The sequence below is a fragment of the Pseudomonas sp. DF11 genome, assembly GCF_058148565.1.
Genome location: NZ_JBYVYN010000001.1, coordinates 1,459,583 through 1,476,605, shown reverse-complemented (window position 1 = coordinate 1,476,605; position 17,023 = coordinate 1,459,583). Strand labels below are relative to the sequence as shown.

Genomic DNA, 17,023 nt, shown 5'->3' with positions numbered 1-17,023 from the left:
TGACAACACATCTGCCAACACAGACCAACCGCGAGATTAATTCGAATGGCCAAATTCCAAATCATCATCGAAGACAGCACCGATGGCGTGTCCATCACCGTAGATAACGCAAGCCAAATGAGTGGTAGCGCAGCAGGCCTAGTCGCCGCACGCCTTATCGCACGCATTCCACTTGAAGGCTCCGTCCGGCACATGGGGGGCTGCGATTGCGAGATCTGCCAAGCGATGCGCGAAAAACTAGTCCTTAACCCAACCATCCACTAAGCGAAACCGTCCCAGGCCTCCTGGGCCGGTCTATCCGGAGTGGCGTCCGGGTACTGATGAGCTGCCGAGGAATGCGAGGGGAAAGGAGAAATGAATCGACGTAACGTAAACCTGTCAAAGATCCATATCGCTAAAAAAGACTTGGGTCTTGACGATGAAACCTACCGGGCCTTACTCAACCGAGTGGCAGGGGTAGAGTCCGCCAAAGACCTGGGGCCGATCAAAGTGGTAGCTGTGCTCGCCGAGTTTGAACGGCTTGGCTGGAAGCCCAAGGCCAAACCCGCAGGGCGGGCCACCCCGAAAGTGGCACCGGATAAACAGAAGCTGATCGGCAAGATTCAAGCGTTCATGGCTGACGCCAAGCGACCTTGGGAATATGCCGATGGAATGGCGAAACGGATGTTCAAGGTTGAGCGAGTTGAGTGGCTGGACTGCCAGCAACTCGGGAGCCTGGTCTCGGCGCTGACTTACGATGCGAAGCGTAACAAGAGGCCAACCTTATGAGTCAGGACCAGCTATTCCCTAATGACACTGACAAGTTGGACCCTAATAAGGTGTTGGCCCACATGGAAGATCCTTCAGTCATGCATCGTTGGGAGGGGACGATTAAGGAAATGGTTGAAATCGCTGAGGCTGAATTAAGGGGCAAGCTTCAAGACAGGCCGGAGGCGGTTGCGGAAATTGCCAGAGCAGTGGTCTTTGCTATATGCGACACCATGGGGGGAGCGGTGGTTTATCTTCCTCGTGGTGACTCTTTAAAGAAAGCCATGCGCGATGCCGCGATTTATCGGGATTGGCGCGACGCAAACATCCAGCCCACAGATTTGGTGCGCAAGTACAAGCTTGCATCACCAACCATTTATGACATCATCGCCCGCCAAAGGGCGTTGCACAGACGCAACGAGCCCGACCTATTCGGCTTTGATGACAGGACTGTCCATTAATGATGACGGCTTTGAGAGTGATGTTCACGGTATCGGCTATGTATGCGTCAGTGACGTTCGCGACACCGACATCCGACACCACTCTTGAAGACGACTTGAACCACGCCAAGGCTAACCAGTCGGTTGCCCAACAACTCTGGTCGAAAAATCTGGATGCTTGTTTGACCCGTGACACCTCGGCGCTAGCGCAGATCCAGCGCTCGGCAAACGAGCAACTGCACTCACAAGGCAAAGCAAGCGCGTCGCACTTTCCAAGTTGTCGGTTGCTTCTAACCGATGTCGTGTATTTCAGCGGTGGCTGTTACACCGGTAGTTTTTCCCAAGTTGAGTTGGATCGCGTGCGAGCCAACTGGTCACGAGATAATGCGGATTGTGCCGCGCAAATAGCCAAACCATCATCGAATATGGAAACGCTTTCGGAATCAGAATGGGAAGCGGAGCGCCGAAAGGAAGGCGCCACGGATACGGAAATCGAAACAATGAAGACGATCAGAGGCCTTTAATCAAAGCCCCGCAGAGTCGGGGCTTTTTCTTGTGCGTTTAAGAAACACTGCGGCATCCCTTCCCAAGCGAATCTAGTCCGGACATTTACTCCGGCAGGTTCGCATATGGCCATTGCGCCCCGTTCATCCAGGCAATACGCCCAACTCATTATCGATACTCCGTTTGCGGATGAGTCCCAGGCGCTCTTGGACAAGTGTCCTCCAGAGTGGCGACCTACTGTCGAGTTGATGGTAGCGAGTCATGAGCGACGCGTCGCCGAACACGTCCGGCAGAAAGAAAAGCTCCGGCCCAAACAGCGAATCGCAGCGCCCGAGTTAGGCACTTATGCATCCGTGGACGCAGTACGGGGCAATCCCGTTATTGCTGCACGTTCACTTGCGGATATCCGCGCTGCACTTAAACCAACAAAGGAAGTTCGTTGATGGATCACATTCAACGGCGCCGCCGTGCGCCACGCATGACCGACTGGACCCTGATCACTCTGATTCTCTTGATCTGCCTTGCCCTGGTCGCTCCCACCAAACTTCCGGTCGTGCTGTACAAGGCAGGCCTGGTCACGCTGGGTGGGGTTCTTGGCTACTGGATTGATCGCGCATTGTTCCCCTATGCACGGCCCAACCAAGTGACTCGTCCCGAACGCGCCATGGCCGGCGTCCGTCGTGCTCTGGTGGTACTGGCCTGCGTGCTTGGCCTGACGTTGGGGCTCTGATCATGCGAACGTCTCTTTTATATCTATCAGCGCTCTGCATGGCTTCCCTGGTCGGGTTGGCTGTCAGCCTGCCGGTGCGTGCAGAGATCCCCGACCAAGCCGAACGCTACCGCCGCGACCTGACCCGCATCGCTCAGGCGGAATGGGGCTTGGATGCGCCGGTCGCGACCTTCGCTGCGCAGATCCACCAGGAAAGCCGCTGGCGGTTCGACGCTAAATCGCCAGTCGGTGCGCAAGGCTTGGGCCAGGTGATGCCCTCGACCGCGACCTGGCTCGCTCAGGTGTTCCCTAAAGCCTTGGGCAAGGTCGAGCCGTTCAATCCGATTTGGTCCATGCAGGCGCTTGTCAGCTATGACCGTTGGTTGTCGGCTCGCCTTCAAGGGCGTGACCTTTGCGAGCACGCTGCGTTGACCTTGTCTGCCTACAACGGTGGCTTGGGCTGGGTGTTTCGCGACCGTAAGTTGGCATCGGCTAAAGGGGCCGATCCGCTGACCTGGTTCGATTCTGTCGAGCGGTACAACGCAGGCCGCTCGGCCACAGCTTTTAAGGAAAACCGCCAATACCCGCGCCTGATCCTTTTGCGTTGGGAGGCCTTGTATGTCGCCAATGGTTGGGGCCAGGGAGTCTGCCCATGAAAACGCCTTTTGAATTGCTCAAGCCAGCGCTCTGGTATCTGGCCGTCATCGCAGTGGTTGTCTACGGCCTGCACCTCAACTGGCAGGACGGCTATGACGATGGCCATGCGGTTGGCAAAGCCGAAGGTGCCGTCGTTGCTGCCGGACTCCGCGAGACCTTCGCCCAGGAAAAACAAAACATGGCCGAGGCCGCCGCCAGCGCGGCGAAGCAAGCGTCGGCTTCATTGATTGCCGAACAGGCCAAGGGCAACCAACTGGCGAGCCAGCTTTCGGACACCAAGGACTTGTTGCGCAAGACCACTGACAAACTCACTGGAGAGATAGCCCGTGTTACCAGCCTCTACCGTCCCACTTCTGGCGCGCAGCTCGAACCGCTCCCTGTTGCTGTGTTCACTACTGGCTTTGTCCGCGTGTGGAACAACGCCAACGGAATCAGTACCGCAATGCCAGCCCCGAACGGCGCCAGCGGAACTGCTGCGCCGTCCAACGGAACCGGAACCGCTGACGAATTCGACTCCGGCCTTGGCCAGGCTCAACTCCTGGCCAACCACGTGCGCAATGCCGAGCTGTATGGAATCTGCCGGGCGCAGCTCAACCACTTGATTGATTGGACCCTCAATGAAAGCAAATGACTACGCCAGCATCCTGGAGGCGCGTCACCACGAAATCTCTTTAGCGGCACATTTGGCACAACGGGAAACCTTGACTGGGCCTTCTGCCGAGTTCTGCCAGATGACTGATTGTGAAATGCCAATACCCGAGGCCAGACGCCAGGCCATCCCCGGTGTTCAGCGCTGCGCACAGTGCCAAAGCCGTCGCGAAAGGAGTAAGCACTGATGGCGACACTCGAAATGCCGGTGTGGCAAATGATCAGTATCGCCGTGACCATCCTGGGCGCATTTGTCGGCGTTATGAAAATGCTCCTGGTGCAAATGGAGCGGCGCTTGGATCAACGCTTTGCCGTGGTGGACAAGGACAGTGAGCGATTGCGCGAGATGGAGATCGGTATGGAGCGCCTGCGTGGCGAGATGCCTTTGCACTACGTTCGCCGCGAAGACTGGGCGCGCAATCAATCCATTATCGAAGCCAAGCTTGATGGCCTGGCGCTCAAGTTAGAAAACGCTCAACTCAAAGGATTACGCCCATGAACATTGATCCAGCCAAGGCGCGCCGGGAATCCCTGCGCTGGTACATCATCCTGACCCTCAACACATCGCGCCCAGTTGACCCTCACGAAGCGGTGGTGCTGTCGACCATCCAGGGAATCTTTCCCGACGCCACTGGCCTGGAGTTGCGGCGCGAACTGGACTACTTGGCCGACCGTAGCCTGGCCACTCTGAACAAGCAGCCCAGCGGCGTATGGATTTGCGGTCTGACGCACTACGGCGTCGACGTCGCGGAATACACCATCCCGTGCAATCCCGGCATTGCCCGACCGGAAAAGTACTGGAGCTGACGCCATGCCACCGCGTAGCAAAGTCGCCAGCCTGCCAGCGGCTGTTAAAGCCTGGCTGGATAAAGCCCTCGCTGAAAACGGCTTCGGCGAGTACGAAAGCCTCGCGGCCGAGCTGTCGGCCAAGGGCTTTTCAATCAGCAAGTCAGCCTTGCACCGATATGGTCAGGACTTCGAATCCAAGCTATCAGCGCTCAAGGTCGCTAGCGAACAAGCCCGAGCCGTGGTGGCGGCTGCGCCGGATGAAGAGGGGGCGGTTAACGAAGCATTGATGCGCCTGGTCCAGGAGCATTTGTTTAAGCTGCTGATGACGGATGATAAGCCGTTTGATTTAGCCAAGGTTGCCAAAGCTGTTGCCGAGTTGGGAAAGGCTTCCATTGCGCAGAAAAAATGGCAAACCGAATATCGCGAGAAGGTCGAAGCTGCCGCATCCCGTGTTGAGAAAATAGTTAGGAAAGGTGGATTGAATCAAGCGACGGTTGACGAGATCCGTCGCGAGATATTGGGAATGGCTACATGAAAATGCTAGCGGTTTCTAATCCGCCGAACATTGATGGGCACATGTGCCTTCGTCGGAATGACGGCCGCACAAGAATGACATTTCAAGCCGGCCCCACAGGGCTGCATTACAGATTTTTCCGCTCGTTCGATACAGAGCGCGCACAGGTAGTGCATCGGCTCGGTACTTTGACACTCCGGTTTAATCTGAAAAGCCAGCGCTCCGGAAGGAAACTGATGCAGTTGATATCGCGCCTTTTCCTCATCCCATCGCTGAAATTTCAGAATGTCGGCTTCGAGTGCATGAATACGGTTAATAAGGGTGGTCTGTTCCGATTGGGCGCTAAGGAGCTGCCCCTGCAAATCCATCAAACTGGAAGTCAGGTCGAAGACCCGGCTTCGCACAGACTCCTCATCTCGCAAAGTCATCAGGCTTTTAGCGATATCACCAGCAGTCTTGGTGCTTGTAAATGCAGCTGCAATCCAATCGATCATCAATCACGTCCTTTGAATGGTTCTTCGCTAGTGATACCGGGCGTTAGAGGCTTTATAGCATGAGTCTTCCAATCATTCTTGAAAACACTACCAGCTTAGCTGCGCCAGCAGTTCTGCTCGGATATCAAAAAGATTGGATCGGAATTCGTGCACCCTTAAAGGTCGGAGAGAAGTCTCGCCGAATCGGTCTCACTTGGGCGGAAGCAGCGGACAATGTGCTAGTGGCAGCCGCCGAAAAATCCGCCGCAGGCCAGACTGTCTATTACCTAGGCTACAACCAGGACATGACGGTCGAGTATATCCAGGCTTGCGCCATGTGGGCGCGGGCTTTCAATTACGCGGCCGGAGAGATCGAGGAAGGCATTTGGCCGGATAGCGAGCCTGACAAACACATCAAGACCTACACCATCGTTTTTCCCAGCGGACACCGCATCGTCGCGCTGACCAGCCGCCCGTCCAACCTGCGCGGCCGCCAGGGCGTCGTAGTAATCGACGAGGCGGCGTTTCACCAGGATTTGGCCGAGCTGTTGAAAGCCGCGCTAGCGCTGCTGATTTGGGGGGGCGAAGTACACGTCATCAGTACCCACGACGGCACCGAAAATGCCTTCAATGAACTGATCAACGACATTCGTGCAGGTAAACGCAAGGGAGCTTTGTTCCGCTGCCCATTCCGTGAAGCGGTAGCCGATGGACTTTATCAGCGTGTTTGTCTGCGTAAGGGCATCGAATACAAACCCGAAGAGGAAGCCGCATGGATCCAGGATGTCTATGACTTCTATGGCGATGCGTCAGAAGAAGAGTTGGACTGTGTGCCGTCCCAGGGCGGCGGTGCCTTCCTAAGCCTGGCCCTGGTCGAGCAGCGCAGTAACCGCGACGTGCCAGTGTTGCGCCTGGCGTATCCGCAGGGCTACGAGACCCTGCCGGAACCCCTGCGCCTAGCTGAGTCGCTAGAGTGGTGCGAAGAGCATTTAAAACCATTGCTTGAAGCGATCCCGCTGGATGTCCAAAGCTATTATGGGATGGACTTCGCTCGCTCTGGCGACCTTTCGGTCATTTGGCCGTTGCTCAAGGAACAGAATCTGCGCAGGCGCACACCGTTCGTAGTCGAACTGCGTAACGTGCCATTCAAGCAACAGCGTCAGATCAAGTTCTTCATCATCGACCGACTACCCAACTTCCGCAAAGGCGCAGACGACGCTAGGGGCAACGGCTCCCAGCTTTCGGAAGAAACCGCCATTGAGTACGGTTTCAATCGCATTGAGCGAGTAATGCTCACCGAGGGTTGGTATCGCGACAACATGCCGCCGTTCAAGGCCGCCCTAGAAGACGACAGCTTCTACAACATCCCGGCCGACAAAGACGTGGTCAGCGATGTGCGCGCCTTTCGCATGGTCAAGGGCGTCGCCCGCATCCCGGAAAAACGTACCAACGAGAAGGGTGAAAAATCCGGTCCAAAGCGCCACGGTGACGCGGGCATCGCGGCCGTGCTGGCGGACTATGCCTCTCGGCAGGAAACCGAAATCTTCGAATATCACCGAATCCAACCCGCAGCCCAGCAAGATCGCGAGATCAAGCTCGGTGACGGCTGGCGAACTCAGAAAGGCATTTGGTAATGGCTGATTCACGCATCGTCGACCAGTACGGCCGACCCATCCAGTACGACAAACTCACCGAAGAACTGGCCGCAGCCCATACTACTGGGATACGTCAGGTTTGGCACCAGTCGGTGGCCAGCGGCCTGACGCCTGGTCGGCTCGCCAACATCCTGCAAGCCGCCTCCGAAGGCTCGGCCCATGACTACCTCACGCTGGCCGAGGAAATGGAAGAACGCGACCTGCATTACGCCTCGGTCCTGGGCACTCGCAAGTTGGCGGTGGCAGGCCTGAACATCCGGATTGAGGCTGCGAGCGACGATGCCGAGGACATCCGTCGGGCCGATGCGTTGAAAGAGATTGTCGACTCGCCCGAATTTGGCGAGCTGCAAGCCGACCTGACCGACGCCATGGGCAAGGGCTACGCCGTGTCGGAGATCATGTGGGACCGCAGCGGCAAGACTTGGAACCCGTCGTGCTTTGAGCCACGCGACCAGCGTTTCTTTCAATTCGACCGTGACACCGGTCGCGAACTGCGCTTGCTCGACGAAGCCGACCCCGTCGAAGGCGTAGCGTTGGCGCCTTATAAATTCATCGTCCACTTGCCGCGCATTCGTTCGGGTCTACCGATCCGGGGTGGCCTGGCGCGTCTCGCCGCCGTTGGTTACATGTGCAAGGCCTGGACCTGGAAAGATTGGATGGGTTTTGCCGACATCTTTGGCATGCCCATGCGCGTCGGTCGCTACGGTCCAGGTGCTAGTAAAGAGGACATTGCAACGCTCATGTCGGCGGTGGCTAACCTCGGTAGCGATGCCGCCGCCGTCATCCCTGACAGCATGCGCATCGACTTCACCCAGGCCGCCAATGTCACGGGCGCGGGCGATTTTTTCAAAGGCTTGGCCGAATGGTGGGATAAACAGGTTAGCAAGGCAGTAGTCGGGCAAACCATGTCCACCGATGACGGTTCCAGCCAGGCCCAAGCCAAAGTTCACAACGAGGTGCGCCTCGACCTTTTGCAAGCGGATGCCAAGGCCGAATCCAACACCCTGCAACGGTACTTCGTCCGGCCCTGGTGCGACCTGAACTTTGCACCAGGTCGACCTTATCCGCGCCTGATCCTGGACGTGCCACAACCGGAAGATTCGAAGATTCTGATACAGGCGCTAAAGGATCTAGTGCCACTGGGCCTGAAGGTCGAGCAATCGGTTATTCGGGACAAACTCAACATTCCCGAACCAGCGGCGGGGGCGGAACTGCTGGGCGTGCCGGCACCGGTCGTTTCTCCACCTTTGGCGCAGGCAACGAACCGCGAGCAAGCATCAGCCAAGCCGGCGGCAGTGTCGGACATCGTTGATAACCAGGTGCGAACGGTGGAGCGGGCCGTGGCAGGTCCACTGGATGACATGGTCGAACAGATCAAGGAACTGCTCGACACCGTCAATAGCTTGGAAGAGTTTCGGGACCGGTTAATTGAAACTTATCCAATGATGAACACAGCTCAGTTGGCAGACATGATCGCCGATGGGCTGGCGGCTGCCAGCTTGGCTGGGCGGGATGACATATTGCGAGGACTATAAGTCGCTTCGAATCAATAGTCTGGAAGCAACTTATGCAAAATCACTGCTGCCCCACCCCAACAAAGCAGATACACACCCTTAGAAATGAGCAGCGTGACGTTGTCTGCAATATTTGAAAGGTCGTGCGCCTGCTGAGGTGAAGGAAACACGAATCCAACAACCACCAAAGCCACGACGATAGTGACCATCCAAGCAACGCCCTTACTTTTCTTCGTCAGATAGTAAGTGCCAGCAAAGATGGCTGCACTGAGAAAAAACGAATAGAACATAAGATCTTTTAGCATTTAAACCTTCGCTTTAAAGTGTGATGGACTAACGACATAGGGTCGGCAGAGGTTCGGAAATAATTAGGGCTGTATGGCATTTTTTTTAACGCGACCAGAGCAGGTTAACAATGGCGGTATCTCATGGCTCTCTTCCATTCAAAGAGCAAATCGACTATTTCCGGGGCAAGACGGACGTTCCAACCCGCGCTTGGACGGACATCTATAACGTCGAACATGACTGGGCTTTTGTCGTCGCCGGGACGATGAAGCGGGACCTGCTTTGTGACATGCGCGGCGCCGTTGAAAAGGCGATTAGCCAGGGTTTGACCCTTGAACAGTTCAGAAAGGACTTCGACCAGGTCGTTGGAAAGCATGGATGGCAGTACAACGGCGGCCGGGGCTGGCGCTCCCGCGTGATTTACGAAACCAACCTACGTCAGTCCTATAACGCTGGCCGTGAAACGCAGATGGCGGACCCTGAGCTGCGCAAGCGTCGACCTTTTGGGATTTATCGTCACGGAGATAGTGCGCACCCACGGCCGCAGCATCTGGCATGGGATGGCACGGTGTTACCCCTGGATGATCCATGGTGGACGACTCATAGTCCGCAGAATGGTTGGGGCTGCAAGTGCAAGAAGTTCATGCTGAGTCAGCGAGACGTTGACCGGCAAGGGCTGACGGTGGGCCCGGCACCAGTTATCGAGTATGAAAGCAGGACCATTGGCGTTAACAGTCCGAACGGCCCAAGAGTGGTTCAGGTGCCAAAAGGCATCGATCCAGGCTTCGACTATGCACCAGGTCAATCGCGGTTAAATGCGGCCGTTCCACCTCTGCGAGCCTATGACCCTCTGCCTGATCCCGGAGCGCGTGCAAGTAGTGTTCAAGGCGCCGGACTGCCGAACCGTCGTGCACCAGGTGCGCTGCCTCCAGCGCGAGAAATGGCGCCCGACCGGCTGTTGCCGACGGACTTAAGCGATTCGGAATATGTAGAGCGATTCCTCGGTGAGTTCGGCGCGACCGATGCAAAGCCGGTGGTGTTCAAGGACGTGATTGGGGACTCAGTGGTCATCGGGCGGGAGTTGTTTACCAATGCCAAAACCGGCGCTTTGAAGATCCGCAAACGAGGTCACGCTCGCGAGCTGCTCCTCCTGGCCGACGCAATCAAGGATCCCGATGAGGTATGGGTGCGCTTGGAGTGGCTGTATTCCAGGAACAAGGCCGTCGTGCGCCGTCGCTACATCTCGCGCTATCAAGTCGATGGCGAGCCTGTACCGGCGCTTTCTGTGTTCGAGGTGGGGGATGATGGTTGGGACGGTGTAACGACGTTCTCACCTGAGTCGAATGATCCCGACTACCTGGAGCAACTGAGGATAGGGGTTCGCTTGTATCGCCGCCCGCAGATTGATCAGAAATAAAACCGCGCGCCGCCACACGCGATTAAACCCTGAGTGTAGGCCTGGAGGTCCTGGCGGGGACTGCTCACTCAATGGGCTGAATAGATAGTAGGAGGTGCTTGTGGCCGGTGCAATGCTTAATGTGGAGTTGGACGACAGCCGGACGGGGACTGCGCTGGCAGAGCTGATGGAGCGTTTTGGGGATCTGACGACGCCCCTCCTGGATATCGCCGAATACTTGCACCAGTCTACGGACGATAGATTCCGGCGTCAGGTTGCTCCTGATGGTTCGCCTTGGGCACCGCTTGCGCCCTCAACCCTGGCCAAAAAGAAAGATGGCCGCATCCTTCGAGAAACAGGTGCCCTCCAGGACACGCTACGTCATAGCGTCAGCAATAACGAGCTAGCGTTTGGCACGGACCGTCCTTACGGGGCGATCCACCAGTTCGGCGGCAAGATCGAGCACGCGGCCAGATCGCAGCAGGTCTACTTCCGTCAGGGTAAGGATGGTTCGGTCGGGAATCGCTTCGTTAGGAAACGCACATCCAATTTTTCACAGTGGGTGACACGAGGAGCGCACTTGGCAGAGTTGCCCGAACGACCCTATTTAGGCTTGTCCTCTGAGGATGACGCAGAGCTGATCTTTATTGTTAAAAACTACCTTCTAGAGCCGATTGACGGTTGAGCCTTCCAAGTCGCGTATCAGCAACGATACCTCTTGTCGCATGCCTTGGGCGGGGGTGCATGCCAGACTAGGCGTTAGGCACGCGTTAGATTGCGTTTCAGTGCTAGCCTGACCCCAGACACTAGCTAAGAAGGATCGCCTTATGGCAAGAATTACAAAAAATCTCATAGGTATTTCAAAGCATCCAATCACTGGAAAAGTACTGAAGGTCGCTGACATTGCTCTGAAGGCCGGGGTGAACATCTCAACAGGGGGCTCTCCCATCGCCGATGCTTTGTACGAGATGTCAAAGACCGGAATAGGGAAAATACGAGAATATGTGCACGCCAGGGACGACAAGCGGATCCTGGAGTTTCATCAACATCTGCTGTATCGAGATGAATTGCTAGACGAGGAGATGCTGAGCGCAGAATTAGAAGAGGCCAATTTTCATGCGCTTATGCAAGCCTGCCTGTCAGACATCGAGGATGAAAAAACAGTCCCCTACGCACTGTTAACCCGTGCCATCGCCCTGGGCAAGATAAAGCCGGAGCTGAGGCGGCACTACATTTTGGCGCTCAAGGAAATGGCATGGGACCATCTAGACTTCCTTAGGAAAGCGTATGTAATCAGCAACTTTTCAATAATACCTGTCCAAGGCCCAGGTGAACTGACGGCCGAAAAATTTTTGACTAGTTACATCCCCTGGAGTGTCGAACATCTAGCCGTGGTAAGTTTGTCAGCAAAGGGGTTTGTAGATGGAACCCAATTAAGCGAGCTTGGCAAGGATTTTGTAAAGGCCTGTTCGACCGAAGAGGATTTAACACCGCAAGTCTATGAGCTCAATGTTTGGAGCGATCACAAATGCGAGATAATTATCTTAGATGATGCAGGCCTTTCTTTGAGCTTAGGTGAGCAAATACAAGACAACTTGAGAGCTAAAAGGATTGCTTGCAGTGGTGGAATAGCGATGGAAGGGGCGCTTAGGCGTCGGGAATCCAATATATATGCTAACTGTGTTATCTTGGTTTTTCGCCGGGGAAAACAGCTAGAGCCGAATATGCTAGCAAACCTACAGCATCGAGTCGGTAAGAAACCGGTTATTCAGTTATTGCTTGATAGCGATGGTGATGAGACTCCTGAGCGACTAGTTGACGGAGAGGTACTGGTTATAAATAGTGCCGCCACGCGACTTGGTGCTAAGTGGGTTGTCGAAGAATTAATCTCTCAGATTAATAGCCGCTCCCAAAAATCTTAAACGTTCCTGACATTTAGTAGAGCCGCCACGTATTCCAAACTGGCGGCATGAAAACACAACTCGCCCTCAACACCGACCTATCCGCCGCCGTCTCTGACGGCCAGGCGCCTGAGTGGGTCGAACTTATCCCCCAAGGCCCCAAGGTCATCGGTCGCGATGGTCGGCAATGGCTGTTCGATGAGCAGGCCGGGACGCTGGTGCAATCCAGCTTCACCGGCCGCGCTATCGACCTGCCCATTGATTGGGAGCACGCCACCCAACACCGCGCCACCAAGGGCGAAGACGCCCCGGCCGCTGGCTGGATCAAGCAACTGGAAATCCGGGACGGCGGCCTGTGGGGGCTTGTCGATTGGACTCCACGTGGCGCCACTCAAGTCGTCAACCGCGAGTACCGGTTCCTTTCTCCTGTCTTCGACTACGAATCCGACTCCATGCGCATCGTGCGCCTGGTCAGCGCAGGGCTGACCAACAAACCCAACTTCCTCCTGACAGCCCTCAACCAAGAAACCCCGGAGAACTCGCCTGTGAAGCTTTCACCTGCGCTTTTGGCCGCGCTCGGCTTGCCCGAAACCGCCACCGAAGAACAGGCCATCGCGGCCACCTCGCAACTCAAAACCACCGCCCAGGCAATGAACGCCGAGCGGCCCAACCTGGAACAGTTCGTCCCTCGGGCGGATTACAACGCTTTGGAGAGCCGCGCCATTAACGCCGAACAAGCCTTGGCCACGCAGAAGAAAGCCGACCACGAGAAGGCTGTCGACGCGCTGATCACTGCTGCCACCCAGGCCGGGAAGATCACCCCGGCCACTGTTGAATACCACCGCGTCGCCTGCCAGGACGAAACCGGGCTGGCTCGCTTCAAGGCCTTTGTCGAGGCGGCGCCGGTAGTTGCCGCTGCCAGCAACTTGGGCGAACGCAAACCCGACAACACCGCTACGGCGCTGAACGCCGAAGAGCAAAAGGTCGCCTCGCTGCTGGGTATGAGCGAAGCCGAGTTCATCAAGGGCAAGGCGTAATCCGTCCGTCCCTCTATACAGGAAGCACTCATGATTATTACCTCCAGCTCCTTGTCGGCGTTGTTTACCGCGTTCAAGGCAGAATTTCAGAACGCCCAGTCGACAACTCCGACGGATTGGAAGCGCATCGCCACGCCTGTGCCGTCGTCCTCCGCCAGCAATACCTATGGCTGGCTGGGTCAGTTCCCGACCTTCCGCGAGTGGATCGGCGACCGTGTGCTCAAGAACATGGCGGCGCACGGCTACTCAATCACCAATAAAAAGTTCGAGTCGTCGGTAGGCGTTCCACGTGACTCCATCGAAGACGACGAGATAGGCGTCTACAAGCCGCTGTTCGCCGAGATGGGCCGAGCCTCCAGCGCCCACCCCGACGAGTTGGTGTTTGGTCTGCTGAAGGCCGGACTGACCACGCAGTGCTATGACGGCCAAAATTTCTTCGACGCCGATCACCCTGTCTACCCAGAAACCGACGGTACCGGCACGGCCGTATCGGTCAGCAACTACAAGGACGGCACAGGTCCGGCCTGGTATCTGCTCGACGTCAGCCGCGCAATCAAGCCGATCATCTTCCAAACCCGCCGCAACTATGCCCTCAAAGCCATGACCAGCATGGACGATGAACAGGTATTCATGCGCGACGAGTACCGATATGGCGTCGACGCCCGCGTCAATGTGGGTTTCGGCTTCTGGCAATTCGCTTACTGCTCGAAAGAGCCGCTGACCGCCGAGACCTACGGCGCCGCCCGTGCCGCCATGAAGGATTTCAAAGCGGACGGTGGTCGTCCGCTGGGCGTCAATCCTGGACTGTTGGTCGTTCCGTCCCAACTGGAAGGCATGGCCCGCAAGATCCTGGTCAAGGACGCCGACAACGGCAACGAGTGGGCAGGCACAGCCGAAGTGCTGGCGCCGAGCTGGCTTGGATAAGGGGGCGCCATGACGATTGTTATCACCTCCAAGCGCGACGGTTTCCGGCGCTGCGGTATCGCCCACCCCAGCACTCCCACGAGTTACGCGGATGACTTCTTCACGGATGAACAGTTGGAGGCGCTGAGTAAAGAGCCGCAACTGATCCTCGCCTATGCGGCGGATGAATTCGACCAGGTGCAGGAGCAGGTCAATGAACCTTTGTCGCAAGCCCCGTTATCGCAAGCGCCCGACGCCTTGGAAGCAAGCCAGTCGCAAGCGTTTGAAGCAAACGCTGCATCTGTGGGTAATGCAGTGGTCGACACCGTCGCTCAAATCCTGGGCGACGGCGAGCCAGGACCGGATGCTCAGGGACCTGGCCAGGTTCCGGTAGACGGCCAACCTGCGGACGATTCGCCTGCACCCTCGGGTGCCGTTGAAGCGCCTGTTAAGCCTGAGAAAGCCCGGTCCACCAAAGCCAAGGCCGACGGCAAATGAATCTGACGCTGCCATCGGCTACCCAACTCCTGATCCGCTTTGGTGCCCGCGACATCTCCCAGGTCGCGGCGCCGGATGACGGGCGGGTCATTGAGCCGGAGTTGCTGGTAGCGGCTGCGTCGGGTCAACCGTTGGATGACTGGCCCGCCGAAGACATAGCCATCGCGGTTGCGACGTTGGCCAGGATCGCCGACGCCGTGACCAGGGCACGCAGCGAAGTTTCGTTTTACCTGCGTTTCCGCTCGGCCGGAGAGGACGCGCCCCAGTGGGTGACTGATGATCTGGCCGAGATTGCCCGTTACCACCTGTACGACGATGCCGGTAAGGAGGACTCGACGGTGCGTGTGCTCTACAAGGACGTCATCAAGCGCTTGGAAACCCTGGCTGCCGAGGACAAGGAACGTGGCGCCGGTGACGGTGGCCAGTCCGGGCTACAAGTCAGCAGTCAGCCTCGGCTTATGAGCCGTCGCACCTTGAGGTCTTTGTAGTGCTGGGCGAGCTGGAAGATCTGATCGAGGCGCGGCTTAAAGAGCTGAAAACCAAACTGCCCAAGCTGGTCGTTGAAGGCTATGGCGGCGAATTGAGCGACCCCGATCTGTTGTCCGGCTTGCTCAAGCGTTGCCCCGCAGTGCTGGTGATGGTGCCGAAAGTGACGTTCAAACGCTCTGCCCAAGGGCGCTACAGCGTGCCGATTACGTTCCGTCTGGTTATCGCTACCCGCCATCCACGCGGTGAGCGGGAGACCCGGCGCGGGACGACGCCGACCGATGTAGGCAGCTACGCCCTTTGGGAAGCATGCATGCACCAACTGGTGGATTGGCAGCCGTGGGAAAACCGCGCCGCCATCCGGCCTACAGAACTATCCAACTTGGTCAACGGCAAGCTATCGAGCGACCACCTGTCTGTCCTGGGTCAGTCGTTTTTGATTGAGCTGGATTGGCAGAAACCGGCCGAGGCCTTGCCTGACTTCTTGGGCGTCAATCTGGCGTACCACTCGCCCTCGGATAACCCCGAGCCGGTGGCCACCGACAACATCGAATTGAGGGACGTGTAATGCACGTAATTGCCGCGCCTGGTCACCGGGTGCCCATGGAAAAAGACCCACACCAACATATCGAGGCGGCACCCGCTGACTCGGTCGAGGTGCCGGATACCTCTTATTACCGTCGCCGAATTGCGACGGGCGAACTGCTGATCGGCAAGAGGTCGCGCAGCAGTGCCAAACAACCCGCACAGGAGCCCGTCGAATGACCATCGCCTTTGACACTATCCCGGCCTCGATCCGCAAGCCGGGTGCTTATTTCGAGTTCAACACCAGCCTTGCCGTGCGCACGCTGCCGACCAACAAACAGAGCATTTGCCTGATTGTCCCGCTTGGTGCCGATGCGACGGCGGCACCGCACGTACCAATCCAGGTATATAGCGCCACCGAAGCTGGAAAGCTCTTCGGGCCGGTTGCCGAAGAGATGGTCGCCGCCGCGATTGGTGCCTATCGCTACGTTGCTATCTCGGTCATCGGCGTTGTGGTCGAGGGAGATGCTGAGCCGAGTATCGTCGCCGCGCTGGATGCCACGGCGCTGGGCGGCTACACGCTGTTGGTGCCTGCCTGGTTCAGCCAAACCGCGTTGACTGCACTGCGCACGCACATCCAGACCTACACCGACTCTATCGAACAACAAAGCATCATCGGCGTGGCGGCGTTGACCAGCACCTTGTCCGCCGCCACCACGTTGGCTGCCTCGCTGAACTCTGGCGCGATTACCTTGGCCGTACTTCCGGGGACCACCTCGACAGCGCGTCAGGTGGCCGCTGCTTACGCTGCCGTGATTGCTTCGGAGGAAGACCCCGCCCGCCCGCTGAATACCCTAGTGCTGAAGGGTATCCAGGTGCCGACCATCACCCAGCGTCTCGGCCGCACCGAGCAGGAAACCGCGCTGGCCAACGGCGTAACACCGCTGGAAGTGGCGGCCGGTGACGTGATTCAGATCGTGCGCGCCGTAACGACCTACACCAAGTCCGCAGCCGGTGCGACGGATGTGTCGCTGCTCGACCTGACCACCATGCGCACCCTGTACTACGTGCGCAATGCGTGCCGCGAGCGAATCCGCCTGCGCTTCCCTCGCTCGAAACTCTCCAAGAAAACGCCCGACGCGGTGCGCGGCGAGCTGCTGGACGTGCTGCGCAAGCTGGAAGAGCTGGAGATTATCGAAGAGGTTGAGGCCAACGCCGATAGCCTGGTGGTCGAGCGCTCGCTCCAGGACGTGAACCGCCTCAACGCTTCCATTCCCACTGACGTCGTCAACGGCCTGCATGTGTTCGCCGGTCGCATCGACTTGCTCTTGTAAGAGGTAAC

At 57.3% G+C, this 17,023-nt stretch carries 24 protein-coding genes and 1 other RNA gene; 23 read left to right on the top strand and 2 right to left on the bottom strand.

Going from position 1 to position 17,023, the window contains the following annotated elements; all coding sequences use genetic code 11:
- Positions 1-262 precede the first annotated feature (262 nt).
- From AC30D9_RS06410 to AC30D9_RS06360, 11 genes are all read left to right on the top strand, one after another.
- Positions 263-334, top strand: an RNA gene (locus AC30D9_RS06410) — hammerhead ribozyme type II.
- A gap of 20 nt (positions 335-354) precedes the next feature.
- Entirely contained in the window at positions 355-768 is a 414-nt protein-coding gene (locus AC30D9_RS06405; RefSeq protein WP_490143685.1) for a gp16 family protein, read from the top strand.
- A gap of 62 nt (positions 769-830) precedes the next feature.
- Complete coding sequence (locus AC30D9_RS06400) at positions 831-1,208, top strand: Mor transcription activator family protein (protein WP_490143684.1); 378 nt, start codon at positions 831-833, stop codon at positions 1,206-1,208.
- Positions 1,208-1,711 (top strand): hypothetical protein, encoded by a 504-nt coding sequence (locus AC30D9_RS06395; RefSeq protein ID WP_490143683.1) that lies wholly within the window; start codon positions 1,208-1,210, stop codon positions 1,709-1,711. Before AC30D9_RS06400 ends, AC30D9_RS06395 begins: the two co-directional genes overlap by 1 nt.
- A gap of 422 nt (positions 1,712-2,133) precedes the next feature.
- Positions 2,134-2,421 carry a putative holin gene (locus AC30D9_RS06390; RefSeq protein WP_490143682.1) on the top strand — a complete coding sequence of 96 codons (288 nt, stop codon included), beginning with the start codon at positions 2,134-2,136 and terminating at the stop codon, positions 2,419-2,421.
- A gap of 38 nt (positions 2,422-2,459) precedes the next feature.
- The gene (locus AC30D9_RS06385) at positions 2,460-3,056 is read left to right on the top strand and encodes a transglycosylase SLT domain-containing protein (RefSeq protein WP_490143681.1); all 597 of its coding nucleotides are present in this window, start codon (positions 2,460-2,462) and stop codon (positions 3,054-3,056) included.
- Positions 3,053-3,688 carry a DNA-packaging protein gene (locus AC30D9_RS06380; RefSeq protein WP_490143680.1) on the top strand — a complete coding sequence of 212 codons (636 nt, stop codon included), beginning with the start codon at positions 3,053-3,055 and terminating at the stop codon, positions 3,686-3,688. Before AC30D9_RS06385 ends, AC30D9_RS06380 begins: the two co-directional genes overlap by 4 nt.
- Positions 3,675-3,893, top strand: coding sequence for a TraR/DksA C4-type zinc finger protein (locus tag AC30D9_RS06375; protein WP_490143679.1), 219 nt, complete (start codon positions 3,675-3,677; stop codon positions 3,891-3,893). Before AC30D9_RS06380 ends, AC30D9_RS06375 begins: the two co-directional genes overlap by 14 nt.
- On the top strand, positions 3,893-4,204 hold the full coding sequence (locus AC30D9_RS06370) for a hypothetical protein (protein ID WP_490143678.1): 312 nt from the start codon (positions 3,893-3,895) through the stop codon (positions 4,202-4,204). Before AC30D9_RS06375 ends, AC30D9_RS06370 begins: the two co-directional genes overlap by 1 nt.
- On the top strand, positions 4,201-4,512 hold the full coding sequence (locus tag AC30D9_RS06365) for a hypothetical protein (RefSeq protein ID WP_490143677.1): 312 nt from the start codon (positions 4,201-4,203) through the stop codon (positions 4,510-4,512). Before AC30D9_RS06370 ends, AC30D9_RS06365 begins: the two co-directional genes overlap by 4 nt.
- 4 nt (positions 4,513-4,516) lie before the next feature.
- Entirely contained in the window at positions 4,517-5,029 is a 513-nt protein-coding gene (locus AC30D9_RS06360; RefSeq protein ID WP_490143676.1) for a DUF3486 family protein, read from the top strand.
- 5 nt (positions 5,030-5,034) lie between these two features.
- Here the strand turns inward: AC30D9_RS06360 and AC30D9_RS06355 are convergent, their stop codons facing one another.
- Positions 5,035-5,502 carry a hypothetical protein gene (locus tag AC30D9_RS06355; protein ID WP_490143675.1) on the bottom strand — a complete coding sequence of 156 codons (468 nt, stop codon included), beginning with the start codon at positions 5,500-5,502 and terminating at the stop codon, positions 5,035-5,037.
- Between the two features lie 59 nt (positions 5,503-5,561).
- Here AC30D9_RS06355 and AC30D9_RS06350 point away from each other — a divergent pair, with 59 nt between their 5' ends.
- Both AC30D9_RS06350 and AC30D9_RS06345 read left to right on the top strand, forming a co-directional pair.
- Positions 5,562-7,115 carry a hypothetical protein gene (locus AC30D9_RS06350; RefSeq protein WP_490143674.1) on the top strand — a complete coding sequence of 518 codons (1,554 nt, stop codon included), beginning with the start codon at positions 5,562-5,564 and terminating at the stop codon, positions 7,113-7,115.
- Positions 7,115-8,671, top strand: coding sequence for a DUF935 domain-containing protein (locus AC30D9_RS06345; RefSeq protein WP_490143673.1), 1,557 nt, complete (start codon positions 7,115-7,117; stop codon positions 8,669-8,671). The genes AC30D9_RS06350 and AC30D9_RS06345 overlap by 1 nt, the downstream gene beginning before the upstream one ends.
- A gap of 11 nt (positions 8,672-8,682) precedes the next feature.
- On the opposite strand, the gene AC30D9_RS06340 is transcribed toward AC30D9_RS06345, so the two are convergent.
- Entirely contained in the window at positions 8,683-8,955 is a 273-nt protein-coding gene (locus tag AC30D9_RS06340) for a hypothetical protein (protein ID WP_490143672.1), read from the bottom strand.
- Between the two features lie 110 nt (positions 8,956-9,065).
- Here AC30D9_RS06340 and AC30D9_RS06335 point away from each other — a divergent pair, with 110 nt between their 5' ends.
- The 10 genes from AC30D9_RS06335 to AC30D9_RS06290 all read left to right on the top strand — a co-directional run bounded on the left by AC30D9_RS06335 (position 9,066) and on the right by AC30D9_RS06290 (position 17,015).
- Positions 9,066-10,352, top strand: a complete 1,287-nt coding sequence (locus AC30D9_RS06335) for a PBECR2 nuclease fold domain-containing protein (protein WP_490143671.1) — start codon at positions 9,066-9,068, stop codon at positions 10,350-10,352.
- 100 nt (positions 10,353-10,452) lie between these two features.
- Positions 10,453-11,016, top strand: a complete 564-nt coding sequence (locus tag AC30D9_RS06330; RefSeq protein WP_490143670.1) for a phage virion morphogenesis protein — start codon at positions 10,453-10,455, stop codon at positions 11,014-11,016.
- A 142-nt stretch (positions 11,017-11,158) separates the two neighbouring features.
- Positions 11,159-12,253, top strand: coding sequence for a hypothetical protein (locus tag AC30D9_RS06325; RefSeq protein ID WP_490143669.1), 1,095 nt, complete (start codon positions 11,159-11,161; stop codon positions 12,251-12,253).
- Between the two features lie 47 nt (positions 12,254-12,300).
- Positions 12,301-13,269, top strand: a complete 969-nt coding sequence (locus AC30D9_RS06320) for a phage protease (protein ID WP_490143668.1) — start codon at positions 12,301-12,303, stop codon at positions 13,267-13,269.
- Between the two features lie 30 nt (positions 13,270-13,299).
- Positions 13,300-14,193, top strand: coding sequence for a Mu-like prophage major head subunit gpT family protein (locus AC30D9_RS06315; protein ID WP_490143667.1), 894 nt, complete (start codon positions 13,300-13,302; stop codon positions 14,191-14,193).
- 9 nt (positions 14,194-14,202) lie between these two features.
- Positions 14,203-14,670, top strand: a complete 468-nt coding sequence (locus tag AC30D9_RS06310; protein WP_490143666.1) for an HI1506-related protein — start codon at positions 14,203-14,205, stop codon at positions 14,668-14,670.
- Positions 14,667-15,158: a phage protein Gp36 family protein gene (locus tag AC30D9_RS06305; RefSeq protein WP_490143665.1), complete on the top strand. Its 492-nt coding sequence runs from the start codon at positions 14,667-14,669 to the stop codon at positions 15,156-15,158. Before AC30D9_RS06310 ends, AC30D9_RS06305 begins: the two co-directional genes overlap by 4 nt.
- Positions 15,158-15,724 (top strand): phage protein Gp37, encoded by a 567-nt coding sequence (locus AC30D9_RS06300; protein ID WP_490143664.1) that lies wholly within the window; start codon positions 15,158-15,160, stop codon positions 15,722-15,724. The genes AC30D9_RS06305 and AC30D9_RS06300 overlap by 1 nt, the downstream gene beginning before the upstream one ends.
- A complete protein-coding gene (locus AC30D9_RS06295; protein WP_490143663.1) occupies positions 15,724-15,921 on the top strand; it encodes a hypothetical protein in 198 nt (65 codons plus the stop codon). The genes AC30D9_RS06300 and AC30D9_RS06295 overlap by 1 nt, the downstream gene beginning before the upstream one ends.
- Complete coding sequence (locus AC30D9_RS06290; protein ID WP_490143662.1) at positions 15,918-17,015, top strand: phage tail sheath C-terminal domain-containing protein; 1,098 nt, start codon at positions 15,918-15,920, stop codon at positions 17,013-17,015. Before AC30D9_RS06295 ends, AC30D9_RS06290 begins: the two co-directional genes overlap by 4 nt.
- The last annotated feature ends 8 nt before the right edge of the window (positions 17,016-17,023 follow it).